This window comes from Sphingomonas sp. ATCC 31555 (assembly GCF_000282895.1).
In the GTDB taxonomy this organism is placed as follows: domain Bacteria; phylum Pseudomonadota; class Alphaproteobacteria; order Sphingomonadales; family Sphingomonadaceae; genus Sphingomonas.
In genome coordinates this window covers 110,929-124,057 of record NZ_ALBQ01000018.1, presented here as the reverse complement: position 1 = coordinate 124,057, position 13,129 = coordinate 110,929, and the positions used below count along the sequence as shown (strand labels likewise).

Sequence of the window (13,129 nt, the reverse complement as noted above, 5' to 3'; positions counted from 1 at the left end):
TCCCGCATGCGCCCTGGACCTGCTGGTCCGGGGCGCCACGTTCCGCGAAGGACCATTTTCCCGATTCGCCGGTTACCTTCCCTTTAAGTGGGAGACGAAACATGGCGAAGGACCACGGTTCGCAGATCAAGAACGACGCAGTGTACGAGAAGCTGCGGAAGGAAGGCGCCTCGAAAGAGAAGGCGGCGCGGATCGCTAATGCGCAGGCGAATGGTTCCCTCGACGCCGGCGGCGGCAAGCTCGAGCAGCGTAGCAAGGCCGAGCTGTACGACGAGGCGAAGGAAATCGGTATCGAGGGGCGTTCGAGCAAGGACAAGGCGGCGCTGGTGAAGGCGATTCGCAACCACTGAGATCGTCTCTCGCAGCTTCGGAAGAGGCGGAGCCTGACCTGTCGCTTGCGGTTCCGGTCGTATCAGGAGATGACGTCTTCGGCCGATTCCGCTAAGGCTGCCTGGTGACCGATATCCGTGAAACGGGCGCCACGCTCGACCCGAAATATGACGCCAACGGCCTGATCACCGCCGTCGCTACTCATGCCAGCACCGGCGAGGTGCTGATGCTCGCGCATATGAATGCCGAGGCGCTGGCGGTGACGCTGTCGACGGGCAGGGCCACATTCTGGTCGCGCAGCCGCGGCCGGTTGTGGACCAAAGGCGAGACTTCGGGGCATTTTCTTAACCTTGTCGAGGCACGGATCGACTGCGATCAGGATGCGGTGTGGCTCCGCGTCGAGCCGCACGGCCCAGCCTGCCACACGGGCGCTCTGAGCTGCTTCTACCGCCGGATCGAGAAGGGAGCGCTGGTGCGCGACGCATGAAGCGGCGCGTTCTGGCGCTGCTGCTGGGACTTGCCGGATGCGGCGGGCCTACCACCGGTCCGACGTCCGCTGTCTCGCCCGATTTGGAAACGGCAGCCATCGAACGCGGGCTGGTGCGCGATCCGCAGAACCGCGCGATTTTCGGCGCATTTGCCCGCGGGCCCGACAGGCTTTGCATCCTCCCTTCGGCGAAGGCGAACCGGGTCGGCATCGTCATCGATTATGACGCGGCGAATGGCTGCCGCGCGACGGGGTCGGTGCGGCGCACTGCCGACGGGCTGGAATTGATACTCGGATCCGCCGACGCCTGCCGCTTCACCGCCCGTTACGATGGCGATCACCTCGCCCTGCCGGGGGCGGTGCCGGCACCGTGCGCGCGGCTTTGCACGGGCAGGGCAGGGCTCGCAGGCGCGCAGTTCACCCGGCTAGGCGAGTCGATGGCCGAGGCACGAGCGATGCGCGATGCAAAAGGGCAACCCCTTTGCGAAGAGTGACCGTCTGATAGATGCCGCTGCATCGGGGGGTGTCTCGAAGACGTGCAACCACCGGGCATGATTTAGCGGTGCACACTTGACGTTCACGTAAAGGGAAACTACAAAAGCAGCATGACCGCTGCTGCCTTTCCGATCGAGGCCCTGGCGCCGATCGAACCGCGTCCCGACCGCGACGCCTTCTCGATTTCCGACTTGTGTGCCGAGTTCGGCGTTACGCCGCGCGCGCTACGCTTCTATGAGGACGAGGGGCTGATTTCGCCCGAGCGGCGGGGCACCCAGCGCATCTACACGCACCGCGACCGCGCCCGGCTCGCCTGGATCCTGCGCGGCAAGCGCGTCGGCTTCAGCCTGGGCGAGATCAAGGAGATGATCGATCTCTACGATCTTGGCGACGGCCGGCGCGTCCAGCGCCAGGTGACGCTGGAGCGGTGCATGGACCGCATCCGCCATCTCGAAGCGCAGAAGCGGGACATCGATGCGCATATCGCCGAGCTCGCGCAGTTCGTCGACCTGATCAAAAGCAAAGACAACGAGCACTAAGAACAACGAACGCTGAGGAACCTGAAATGCCGCAGTTTACCGCCCCTGTGCGCGACACGCGCTTCATTCTGGATCGGGTCATCGGGCTCGATCGCTACACCAACCTGCCGCACTTCCAGGCAGCGACGCCCGACGTGGTCGACGCGGTGCTGGAGGAAGGCGGCAAGTTCGTCGCCGAGGTGCTGTTCCCGATCAATCATAGCGGCGACCAGCAGGGCTGCACCCGCCACCCCGATGGCAGCGTGACCACGCCGGACGGCTTCAAGCAAGCCTATCAGCAGTTCGTCGAAAGCGGCTGGGGCACGCTCAGCGCGCCGGCCGAGTATGGCGGCCAGGCGATGCCGCATGTCGTGGCGACCGCGTTCGAGGAATATATGATCGCCTCGAACATGGCCTTTGCCATGTATCCGGGCCTGACCCATGGCGCGATCGCCGCGCTGCTGGTCAAGGGCTCGGAGGAGCAGAAGGCCAAGTACGTCCCGAAGATGGTCTCGGGCGAATGGGGCGGCACGATGAACCTGACCGAGCCGCAGTGCGGCACCGATCTGGGCCTCATCAAGACCAAGGCCGAGCCCAATCCGGACGGCTCCTACAGCATCACCGGCACCAAGATCTTCATCTCGTCGGGCGAGCACGACCTGACCAGCAACATCATCCATCTGGTGCTGGCCAAGACCCCGGGCGCGCCGGACAGCACCAAGGGCATCTCGCTGTTCGTGGTGCCCAAGTTCCTGGTCAACGACGACGGCTCGCTCGGCGCGCGCAACGGCGTGAGCTGCGGCTCGATCGAGCACAAGATGGGCATCCATGCCAACTCGACCTGCGTGATGAACTATGACGGCGCCACCGGCTGGCTCGTCGGCGAGGAGATGAAGGGTCTCGCCGCGATGTTCATCATGATGAACGCCGCGCGGCTGGGTGTCGGCCTGCAGGGCCTCGGCATCGCCGAAGTCGCGATGCAGAACGCCGTCCAATATGCCGGCGACCGCCGTCAGGGCCGCGCGCTCACCGGTCCGAAGGAGCCGGCCGAGAAGGCGGACACGCTGTTTGTTCACCCGGACGTCCGCCGCATGCTGATGGAAGCCAAGGCGCAGATCGAGGGACTACGCGCTTTGTGCCTGTGGGGGGCGCTCCAGGTCGACATGGAACATGCCGCCGCAACCGAGGAGGAGCGCCAGCTCGCCGGCGACCTGATCGGCCTGCTAACCCCGGTGATCAAGGGCGTCGGCACCGATATCGGCTACAAGGTCGCGACCGATTGCCAGCAGGTCTATGGCGGCCATGGCTATATCGCCGAATGGGGCATGGAGCAGTATGTCCGCGATGCCCGCATCGCGATGATCTACGAAGGCACCAACGGCGTACAGGCGATGGACCTGGTCGGCCGCAAGCTGGCGCTGAACGGTGGCCGGGCGGTGCAGGCCTTCTTCCGTGTCGTGAGCGAGGAAGTCGCCGCGGCCAAGGGGGATGCGAAGCTTGCGGGCTTTGCCGAGGCACTGGAGAAGGCGCTGGGGCATCTCCAGGGTGCGACGATGTGGCTGGCGCAGAACGGCTTCAAGAACCCGAACGAGGTCGGCGCGGGTGCCTATCCCTACATGCAACTGACCGGCACGGTGGCGCTGGGCCTGATGTGGCTGCGCATGGCCAAGGCCGCGAGCGAGGCGCTGGCGCAGGGCGCCGAGGATGTCGCCTTCCTCGAGGCCAAGCTGGTCACCGCGCGCTTCTATGCCGAGCGGTTCCTCCCCGATGCGAGCGGCCTGCGCCGCAAGATCGAGGCGGGTAGCGAAGCGGTGATGGCGCTCGACCCGGAGATGTTCAAGGCCGCCTAATCGCTGCTTGCGGGCAGTTGCGAGGCCGGCGCAGCGGGAGCCGCTGCGCCGGCCTTGTTCTGTGCGGGAGGCGCCTTGCGCCGTACGCCGTCGAGCGGCGCGGGCTCGGCTCTCGGCGCTGGTGCCAGCGTGGCAACCGGTGCGGGCGGCGGCTGCCGGCGCATGCACTGGGCGGGGCTGGGACGGCGAAACTGATCACAGTTCCACAGCGCCTTTACATATTGCACCCGCGTGTCGCGCAAATAGCTGAATGCCATCGCCGCTGCCTGTTCACCGGTGGGCGGAAGCCGCGCCGGTTTTTTCGCCGGATCGAGCCAGGCCATGAACTTGCAATACGGGCGGTCGCCGCAGGTGCGCAGCGCAAGCGCAGGGTAGAGATCGGGAAGCATGTCCTCGGAAAGCGTGACGAGGAACACGTTCTGATCCCCGGCAACCGCTGCCGGCACGTCAGTGGCCGGGATTGCGGCGGCCGCCTTCTGCACGTCGAACAGCAGCCCGGTCGCACCGGGATTCCCGGCAGCACCGACGACTGCATCCGCCGAACCTTGATGCGCGGGGGAAAGTTTCGCGAGCAGCGCGATGTTCGGTTCGTCGGCGATATAGGCGCGGTTGAAGGCGGGCGGCGTGCCCCACCAGCCGGCCCAACGGAAGAACAGATGGGTGTGGAGCGCGACGATCTTGTCGAGGCTGGCGCTCCAATAGGGCACGACCCAATCGGTGTGATAGTGAGTGGCGTGCCCCACGGGGCGGAACACTGCGCCGCGCAGCGCCATGCGGGCAATCTCCCGGGCGCGGGTCCAGGCGATGGGGGTGGGCGACCAGCGGGCGAGTGCGCCGTCACAGGTGAAGGTGAACTGGCAGCCGGTGCTCCGCTCCGATCCCTGAAACACCACGCCGCAGACCGTCTTGGGGAAAGCCGGATGGCGTACGCGGTTGATAACCACCTGCGCTACCGCCCGCTCGCCCAGCGCGTCGTCGCCGGCTTCATATATCTCGGCGGCAGCGAGGCAGTCGACTGCGCGTTCCTGGCTTGCCGCGCTGCCAGTGAGATGGAAAGGGCGAGCCGCCGGGTTCGGCGCGGTGGATATGGGTATCGAGGCGTTGAACGCCCGCGCATCTTCCGGCGCAAGATTGGCGATCGCGACCGGCTCTACCGGCGGCAGCTCCTCCTTGGGCACGACTCGCGCTGGCAGCACGACGGGGGGCACGCGACGCGGACGGTGCGGCACGCCGGGCGCATTGAGCACCAGCAGCGTCGGCACCACCAGGGCGGCGAGCGTGACGATGCCGAGAACCAGGCGGAGCCAGGAGGCAAGCGGGGTGGTGGGGTTATCAGGCGGCACAGGCGGTTGTGGCATTCTCGATCGAAGGTGGCCGGCCTTATCCCAAAGCGGCAAAGGTGGGAACAGCCCGGATTTCGTCCGCAACTGAAACGGAACCGATCCAGTGTCGCAGCCGTATTGCGATGGGGCGCGCATCGTCTTGGCGCGTGAAGGAAGGTATTTTCTCCGAATGCATCAACCCGCGCTCGTCATCGCGCTGATCGGTGCGCTCGGCATCGGCGCGCAGTGGATCGCCTGGCGTACAGGTTGGCCTGCCATCGCACTGATGCTCGTCGCCGGGGTGCTGGCAGGGCCGGTCACCGGGCTGATCGTCCCCGAGCGCGTATTCGGCGAACTGCTGGAGCCGATCGTCTCGATCGCAGTGGCGCTGATCCTCTTTGAAGGCGGCCTCAGCCTCAACTTCCGCGAGCTGCGGCGCACCGATGGCGCAGTGACCCGGCTGGTCTTCCTGGGCGTGCCGATTGGCTGGGCGTTGGGTACCCTCGCGCTCTATTATGCTGCTGGGCTGGTGTGGCCTGTCGCGACGCTGTTCGCCGGCATTCTGGTCGTCACCGGCCCCACCGTGGTCCTGCCGCTGCTGCGCCAGAGCAATGTCGCGGCGAGGCCACGGGCGATCCTGAAGTGGGAAGCGATCGTCAACGATCCGATCGGCGCACTGTGCGGCCTGATCACCTATGAATATCTGCGTCGTGTGGGCGATGGCGGGACACTCGCCAGCGTATTCCTGTCGCTGCTCGCTGCCAGCATCGTTGCGGGTCTGATCGGCTGGCTTGCTGCCAAGGCGATCGGCTGGGCATTTCCGCGCGGCCATGTCCCCGAATACCTGAAAGCGCCGGTGTTGCTGGTCGCGGTGATCGGCGTGTTCGTCGGTTCGAACCTGATCAAGCAGGAAACCGGGCTGCTCACGGTGACGGTGATGGGCGTGGCGCTTGCCAATATGCGGCTCGATTCGCTGCGGGATATCCATCCGTTCAAGGAGAACGTCACCGTCCTGCTGATCTCGGGCGTGTTCGTGCTGCTGTCAGCCTCGCTCGATTTCGAGGTGCTGCGTCAGTTCGAATGGCGGTTTCTCGCCTTCCTTGCGGCACTCTTGTTCCTCGTGCGGCCGATCACCGTATTGGCGAGCCTCGCCTTCACGCGCGTACCATGGAACGAGCGACTGCTGGTCGCCTGGATCGCGCCGCGCGGTATCGTTGCAGTGGCTATTTCGGGGCTCTTCGCGCTACGTTTGGACAAGCTCGGCTATAGCGACGGCTCGATCCTGGTGACTCTCTCCTTCGCCGTGGTCGTCGTAACCATCGTCGCGCACGGCTTCTCGATCGGGCCGGTCGCACGCTTGCTCAAAGTTACGGGCGCGACGGATCGCGGCCTGCTGATCGTGGGCGGTACGCCATGGAGCTTGGCGTTGGCGGAGCAGTTGCGCCAGCTCGAAGTGCCGGTAACGATCTGCGACACGAGCTGGCAGCGGCTCCGGCCGGCCAGGCAGATCGGAATTCCCACTTACCATGGCGAGATCCTGGCAGAAGCTACCGAGGATCGGCTGGACATGTCGCAGTTCCAGGTGCTCGCCGCGACCAGCGACAACGAGGCGTACAACGCGCTCGTCTGCAACGAATTCGCGCATGAGATGGGCCGCGACAATGTCTACCAGCTCGGCAGCGGCGGCGATGACGAGGATGCTCGCGCCCTGCCGGAATCGCTGCGCGGGCGCGCGTTGTTTACCAGCGGCCACGGTGTCGAGGAAATCGTCGAACGCGATCGCGAGGGCTGGAGCTTCCGCAAGACCCGCCTGACCGAGCAGTTCGATTTCGACGCCGCCAAGGCGGACCTGCCCGATGCTGCCGACATGCTGCTGCTGGTGCGCAAGAGCGGAATGCTCCGCTTCTTCTCGCACGCCAGCCGGCCGACGCCGCAGCCCGGCGACACGATCATCTCGTACGTGCCCCCCATGCCGGCGCGACGGCTTCAGGAGGAGGTTGCATGAGCAGATGGGCGATGCTGGCGCTCCTGGGGGTGCTGGCGGGCTGTGACGCCCGCGAGGCGCCGGGCGACAATGCCGCGGCGGAGAACAGGAGCATTTTCGTCGAGGATGATGCGCTGGCGAACAACAGCGCTGCCGAGGCGCCCAAATCGATCCTGCGCCCGGAGGTGGTACCGGACGAGCCGAAGAAGGCCGAGCTCAAGCCGCTGGAAGTTGTGGTGCCCTTCGGCGGATCGGGGCTGAAGCTGGATGATGCTGGACGCAAGCTGCTCGACGAGATGCTGGCGAATCCGACGACCGCCGCAGGCGGTACGATCACGATCGGCGGCCACACCGACACGCGCGGCAATGACCGGGACAACCTCATTGCCTCGCGCAAGCGGGCCGAGGCGGTGCGCGACTATCTGCTATCGAAGGGCGTGCCGGCCGAGCGAATGACGGTGATCGCGTTCGGCGAGACCCGCGCGCTGGTGCCGAACGCCAAAACGGACGGCAGCGACGATCCCGAGGCGCGGGCGAAGAACCGGCGGGTGGAGGGGCAGGTCGCGCTGCCTGTCGCTGCGGAGACGCCGACTGCTCCAGCCGACAACGGAACCGCCGAGGCTCCGGCGGTTGATCCCAAGTCCCAGAAATAGGCCCTAACACGCTGTCATCCCTGCAAAAGCCGGGATCCATTCATCTCCTCCGGTTCGGCAGGAGCCGCGCCGTTGAAGCCAATCGATCCCGGCTTTCGCCGGGATGTCGGTGGAGGGGCAGCGCCTTCCACCTCTGATCAGCTCTCGGGCAGGAAGTCCGGCACGCTGAGATAGCGCTCGCCGGTATCATAGTTGAAGCCGAGCACGCGGACGCCGTCGGGCAGGTCGGGCAGCTTCTGCAGGATCGCGGCGAGCGTACCGCCCGAGGAGATGCCGACCAGCATACCCTCTTCGGCGGCCGAGCGGCGCGCCATGTCCTTTGCGACCGCGGCATCGACCTTGATCACCCCGTCGATCGCGTCGGTGTGCAGGTTCTTCGGCACGAAGCCGGCGCCGATGCCCTGGATCGGATGCGGACCCGGCTGGCCGCCCGAGATCACCGGCGACAGTTCGGGCTCCACCGCAAACACCTTGAGGTTCGGCCATTCCTTCTTCAGCGCCTCGGCGACGCCGGTGATGTGCCCGCCGGTGCCGACGCCGGTGATGATGACGCCGATCGACGTGTCGCGGAAATCGTTCAAGATTTCCTGTGCAGTGGTACGCACATGGACGTCGATGTTCGCAGCGTTTTCGAACTGCTGCGGCATCCAGGCGCCGGGGGTGCTCTCGACGATTTCCAGCGCGCGCTCGATCGCGCCCTTCATGCCCTTTTCGCGCGGGGTGAGATCGAAGGTGGCGCCATAGGCGAGCATCAGCCGACGGCGTTCGAGCGACATGCTCTCGGGCATCACCAGGATCAGCTTGTAGCCCTTCACCGCTGCGACCATCGCCAGGCCGACGCCGGTGTTGCCGCTGGTAGGCTCGACGATCGTGCCGCCGGGCTGGAGGCTGCCGTCCTTCTCGGCCGCCTCGACCATCGCCAGCGCGATGCGGTCCTTGATCGAGCCGCCGGGGTTGGCGCGCTCGGACTTGATCCACACTTCGGCGCCGGGGAACAGCTTGTTGATGCGGACGTGCGGCGTGTTGCCGATCGTCTCGAGGATCGAATTGGCCTTCATGTCGTCATCTCCTTGGGAGGAACTTCGAGGGTGGCCGGGGGATCGAAGGTTCGAGCCCGCTTGAGCTCAGGGAATAGCTTCGACCACAGGACCGTGACAAGGATCGCGCCGACGCCGCCGCCGATCACCGCGGCAACCGGGCCGATCAGCGCGGCGAGGAAGCCGCTTTCGGCCTCGCCCAGCTCGTTGGAGCCGGAAATGAACAAAGTGGAGACCGCGCCGACGCGGCCGCGCATCTCGTCCGGCGTGTAGAGCTGGATCAGCGACTGGCGGACATACACCGAGACCATGTCGGCCGCGCCCAGCACGAACAGAGCCGCCAGCGAGATCAGCACCGCGGGCGAAAGGTCGGTGCCGACCGCCTTGGGACCGAGCACCGGCACCAGCAGCGGTGCGGCGGCGCCGAACACCACCGTCGCCAGGCCGAACAAGGCGACCGCGACCAGCATCTTCACGCCCACATTGGTCCTGAGCGGGCGCCACGAGAAGAACAGGGCCGTCACCACCGCACCCAACGCAGGGGCCGCGCGAAGGTGCCCCAGGCCCTCCGATCCCACCTGCAGGATGTCGCGGGCATAGACCGGCAGCATCGCCGTCGCGCCGCCGAGCAGCACCGCGAACAGGTCGAGCGAGATCGCGCCCAATACCAGCCGGTTGCGACGGACATAGCGGAGGCCGTCGATCATCTGCGCCCAGGGGCTGCCGGTGAACTTGCGGGCGGCGGTCGGGATCGGCCCGATCAGGAACAGCATGAGCAGCGAGACGAGAAACAGCCCGCCCGAAACGGCATACGCAAGCCATGACTCGGCGGCATAGAGATAGCCGCCCATTGCAGGCCCGATCACCGTTCCGGTCTGCCAGGCAAGCGAGCTGAGCGCGATCGCAGTCGGCAGGATCGCTTTCGGCACCAGATTGGGCGCGAGCGCCCCCAGTGCCGGGCTGGCAAAGGCGCGAGCGACGCCGAGCAGCGCCGCGATGCCGAACAAATAGGGCAGGGTGATGGTGTGCCGCCACGTCAGCCATGCGAGCGCAAGCGCGCAAAACGCCTCCAGCGCAACTGCCGCGCGTGCGATCCAGCGGCGATCGATCCGATCCGCCACCCATCCGGCGAACAGCGACAGGAACAGCAGCGGCAGGAACTGCGCGACGCCGATCATCCCGAGCTGAAACGCCGCTTCCTTGATGCCCATCGAACGACGGGCAATGTCATACACCTGCCAGCCGATCACGATCACCATCGCCATCTGCCCGAGCGTGGCGGCGAGCCGGGCGACGAAATAAGCGCGAAAATTGCCGATGGCGAAAGGATGTTGAGCCATGCGGCGCTCTTGGCCCGCAGGTGCTCGCCGCGCAATCATCGAATGGTTTGGGGCATGTAAAGCTTCACCCCATCCGGGCGGGCTGCGCCTCGGTCGCCTCGCCCTTTGCGGGGTTGCGTACCGACGGCCGCAGGCGGGCGAGGCTGCAGATTCCGGCAATCAGTGCCAGCCCCGCGGCGACGAGCGCGGGCGCCATCCCGGCGCCAACTCCGGCGGCGAGCAACGCCGCTACCAACGTCGCACCAGCAGTCTGCCCCACCATCCGCGTCGTCGAGATAAGGCCGCCGGCCGCCGCTGCCCGCTCGACGGGGGCGGAGCCGATGATCAGCCGCGCATTGGGCGAAAGGAACATGCCGAAGCCCGCTCCGGTGAGCGACATGCGCCAGGCGATGTCGAGATAGCTGGGATCGTGGGGCAGGAAGGCGAGGCTAACGAGTCCCGCGATGGCGATCGCCATGCCGATGCCACCCAGCGCTCCCGCCGGATATCGATCGGAGAGCGATCCCGCCATCGGCGCTACAAACATCGTCGTCAGTGGCCACGGCGCGATGACCGCGCCCACCTCGGACGGCGCAAAACCATAGCCGTGCTGGAGCCGAAAAGGCAGCGACAGGAGGATGCTCATCGTCGCGACAAAGGCGGTGAAGGCGCCGATCGTGGAGAGCGCCAGCACCGGGCGACCGAGCAGATCGACGGGCAGGATCGGTTCGGCCTCGCCGCGTTCGCGACGAACGAAAATCACACCGATCGCGACGCCGGCCAGCACCACCGCCGCGGATACGACGGGGCTGTCCCCGTGCACGGCGCTTTCCAGCCCGCCGATCACCAACCCGAACATCGCCGCGCAGAGCACAGCGCCCAGAACGTCGAACCGCGCTTCGGAGCGCGGCACGTCCGGCAAGGCGCGGCCGAGCAACAGGCTGGCGATGGCGAAGGGCACCGCGGAGGCGAACACCCACGGCCACGGGCCAAAGCCCAGGACAAGTCCGCCGAGCGTAGGCGCGATCGCGGACGAAACCGAGACCACGACCGAATTGACCCCCAGGCCGTGGCCAAGCTGGTGGGCAGGATAGATTTGCCGAACCAGCGCCGAAGAAACGCTGAGCGCCGCCGCAGCGCCCGCCGCCTGCGCCGCGCGGACGATCAGCAGAAAAGGGAGGCTTTTGGCGAAGAAGCAGAGGATCGTCGCCACCGTGAACACGATTTGCCCGGCCTGATATAGCCGCTTCAGCCCGATGCGGTTGCCGAGACCGGAAAAGGGCAGCAGCAGCATCACCAACACGAGCTGATAAATCGTTACCACCGCCACCGCTGCGGAGGATTCGACGTGCAGGTCGCGGGCGATGGTGGGCAGCGCCACCGTGGCAATGGCCCCGTCGATTACTACCAGCGCCGCGCCGAACGAGACGGCAGCGATAGCGGCCAGGCGGCGGGGCAGGGGAAGACCTTCGATTTGCATCGCGGCCTTAGTGCATAAAGCGGCTGGGGGTTCCCAGCCAGGAACTCCCTTTCGCGCCATAATCCCCCTGCTGCCGCTGCTCCGGCGCTGGAAGATGCGGGGACCGTCGCGCGTGCGACGGTCCCCGCCCGTGCCCGGGTCAGCGGCGGCTGGGCACCAGTGCAAGCCGCGCGGCAGGGGCCGGCAGATACAGGTGGAGGCGATCCTTCACGGCAAGCTTGTGCTTCTTGAGTTCGGCGAGGCGGAACGCATCCGGCAAATGCCGGCGCAGTTCGCGGCGGATCTCCCGTTCCAGCATCCGGTGGGTTGCGATCAGCCGTTCAACAATCGTCATCGTCATGGCTCCGTTCGATGAAAGTGCATCGATCGAGTGGCCCGATGAGACTGGAGGTGCGGGGAGGGGGAGAACACCACCGAACCTGCACCGAGCGCACTCGATGCGGTCCGACATCACGGGGCTTCAGGTGAAGCCGCCGCCAGAGGGGCCCGGTCCCGCACCTAGCAATTTATGCGCGTGGCCGCTTCGCGCAAGGGGCCTCGCGCAAAAATCTCGCGTAAGGCCCCTGCACCAATCAACGGCAGCGAATATCCTGGTTGTTCATCTGGTTGTTCTTGTCGACCGAGGCGCCGATCGCGCCGCCGGCGATTGCGCCCAGCAGCGTTCCGACGGTGCTGGAACGGCGGCTGGCGATGACGTTGCCGAACAGGCCGCCCGCGGCCGCGCCGACGATCAGGCCCGTCGTGCCATCCGGCCGCTTGCAATAATAGCGGCCGTCCTGACCGCGATAGACGCGGTCGTCCGAACTCAGCACGCGTTCGCTGGAACCAGGGCGGTAGTAGCGGGAGGGATCCCAATCGGCTTCGTCGCGAATGTCGGCCCGGGGCGGCGGGGCGTGGGCCAGCCACTCGCTATAGTCGGCATACCGATCGGCGGCCTGCTGGAAAATGCGATATTCGCGATCGAATCGCTCGCGCGCCGCTTCGAAACGGGCACGCTCCTGCTCCGGCGAGGAATAGCGGGGATCGTTCTGCGCCGACGCCGGCGCTGCGATCGACAGCCCGGCAGCCATCACAGCGGCAAGCGCCACGAAATGCTTCATTTCCAATCTCCTTCATCAGCGGTACCGGTACAACGCCGGGTGCGCGCACTTCTTCCAGGCTTGCGCGTGAAGGCTGGCTGAACGAAGCTGTACTGAAACGAACGCGGGGGAGGGCACGCATGGCTGACGCGCTTTGTTCTTGCTGCTATGCAGCATTGGTATCATATTTGTACCATGAGCGTTCCGAACACCGTGACTGAAGCCCCGATCAACAACAACCCTTTCGTGCTGGAGGGAATCGTCCGCCTGCGCTGTCTGCAGGTGACGTATAATCGCACGCGCATGATTATCGGCCCGCACATCCTGTATACGCGCAACGACTCGCTCTATGCCGATGCGCTGGTGGTCTCGCGGGAGGGGATGCTGCCGCGCGAGCCGAAGATTGCTACGTTCAAGGTCGACGGTCTGAGGGAAGTCTCCGTCCTCGATCGCGCGTTCGACATCAGTCCGCTGTTCGACGCGGAACTGGAGAAATATGCCGGCGTCACGCTGATGGCGATCGAACCCCAAGCGTGACTCGCAATTCCGTTCGGGAGTGAGTTTCAGACTTCGTC

Annotated in this window: 14 protein-coding genes; 8 read left to right on the top strand and 6 right to left on the bottom strand. The window is 66.0% G+C overall.

Features of this window, described 5'->3' with window-relative positions; translation table 11 throughout:
• Positions 1-101: 101 nt before the first annotated feature.
• The 5 genes from B215_RS0109880 (at position 102) to B215_RS0109860 (ending at position 3,680) form a co-directional block, all read left to right on the top strand.
• Positions 102-350, top strand: coding sequence for a DUF7218 family protein (locus B215_RS0109880; protein WP_019369487.1), 249 nt, complete (start codon positions 102-104; stop codon positions 348-350).
• Positions 351-454: 104 nt separating this feature from the next.
• A complete protein-coding gene (gene hisI, locus B215_RS0109875; RefSeq protein ID WP_019369486.1) occupies positions 455-817 on the top strand; it encodes a phosphoribosyl-AMP cyclohydrolase in 363 nt (120 codons plus the stop codon).
• The gene (locus B215_RS0109870) at positions 814-1,311 is read left to right on the top strand and encodes a hypothetical protein (protein ID WP_019369485.1); all 498 of its coding nucleotides are present in this window, start codon (positions 814-816) and stop codon (positions 1,309-1,311) included. The genes hisI and B215_RS0109870 overlap by 4 nt, the downstream gene beginning before the upstream one ends.
• 111 nt (positions 1,312-1,422) lie before the next feature.
• On the top strand, positions 1,423-1,851 hold the full coding sequence (locus B215_RS0109865; RefSeq protein WP_010544964.1) for a MerR family transcriptional regulator: 429 nt from the start codon (positions 1,423-1,425) through the stop codon (positions 1,849-1,851).
• Positions 1,852-1,877: 26 nt separating this feature from the next.
• Positions 1,878-3,680 (top strand): acyl-CoA dehydrogenase C-terminal domain-containing protein, encoded by a 1,803-nt coding sequence (locus B215_RS0109860; protein WP_019369484.1) that lies wholly within the window; start codon positions 1,878-1,880, stop codon positions 3,678-3,680.
• Here B215_RS0109860 and B215_RS0109855 read toward each other — a convergent pair.
• The gene (locus B215_RS0109855) at positions 3,677-5,038 is read right to left on the bottom strand and encodes a cell wall hydrolase (protein ID WP_082664434.1); all 1,362 of its coding nucleotides are present in this window, start codon (positions 5,036-5,038) and stop codon (positions 3,677-3,679) included. The two genes, B215_RS0109860 and B215_RS0109855, sit on opposite strands and share 4 nt — an antisense overlap.
• Before the next feature lie 154 nt (positions 5,039-5,192).
• Between B215_RS0109855 and B215_RS0109850 the strand changes: the two genes are divergently transcribed.
• On the top strand, positions 5,193-7,007 hold the full coding sequence (locus B215_RS0109850; RefSeq protein WP_019369482.1) for a cation:proton antiporter: 1,815 nt from the start codon (positions 5,193-5,195) through the stop codon (positions 7,005-7,007).
• The gene (locus B215_RS0109845) at positions 7,004-7,639 is read left to right on the top strand and encodes an OmpA family protein (RefSeq protein WP_019369481.1); all 636 of its coding nucleotides are present in this window, start codon (positions 7,004-7,006) and stop codon (positions 7,637-7,639) included. Before B215_RS0109850 ends, B215_RS0109845 begins: the two co-directional genes overlap by 4 nt.
• Before the next feature lie 137 nt (positions 7,640-7,776).
• On the opposite strand, the gene cysK is transcribed toward B215_RS0109845, so the two are convergent.
• The 5 genes from cysK to B215_RS0109820 form a co-directional block, all read right to left on the bottom strand.
• Positions 7,777-8,697 (bottom strand): cysteine synthase A, encoded by a 921-nt coding sequence (gene cysK, locus B215_RS0109840; RefSeq protein ID WP_019369480.1) that lies wholly within the window; start codon positions 8,695-8,697, stop codon positions 7,777-7,779.
• Positions 8,694-10,016, bottom strand: a complete 1,323-nt coding sequence (locus B215_RS0109835; RefSeq protein WP_019369479.1) for an MFS transporter — start codon at positions 10,014-10,016, stop codon at positions 8,694-8,696. Before B215_RS0109835 ends, cysK begins: the two co-directional genes overlap by 4 nt.
• Before the next feature lie 64 nt (positions 10,017-10,080).
• Positions 10,081-11,475: an MFS transporter gene (locus B215_RS0109830; protein WP_019369478.1), complete on the bottom strand. Its 1,395-nt coding sequence runs from the start codon at positions 11,473-11,475 to the stop codon at positions 10,081-10,083.
• Positions 11,476-11,614: 139 nt separating this feature from the next.
• The gene (locus B215_RS0109825) at positions 11,615-11,809 is read right to left on the bottom strand and encodes a DUF465 domain-containing protein (RefSeq protein WP_236704440.1); all 195 of its coding nucleotides are present in this window, start codon (positions 11,807-11,809) and stop codon (positions 11,615-11,617) included.
• Positions 11,810-12,047: 238 nt separating this feature from the next.
• Positions 12,048-12,575: a glycine zipper 2TM domain-containing protein gene (locus B215_RS0109820; protein WP_019369476.1), complete on the bottom strand. Its 528-nt coding sequence runs from the start codon at positions 12,573-12,575 to the stop codon at positions 12,048-12,050.
• 174 nt (positions 12,576-12,749) lie between these two features.
• On the opposite strand from B215_RS0109820, the gene B215_RS0109815 reads away from it, so the two are divergent.
• Positions 12,750-13,091 carry a hypothetical protein gene (locus tag B215_RS0109815; RefSeq protein ID WP_019369475.1) on the top strand — a complete coding sequence of 114 codons (342 nt, stop codon included), beginning with the start codon at positions 12,750-12,752 and terminating at the stop codon, positions 13,089-13,091.
• Positions 13,092-13,129 lie beyond the last annotated feature (38 nt).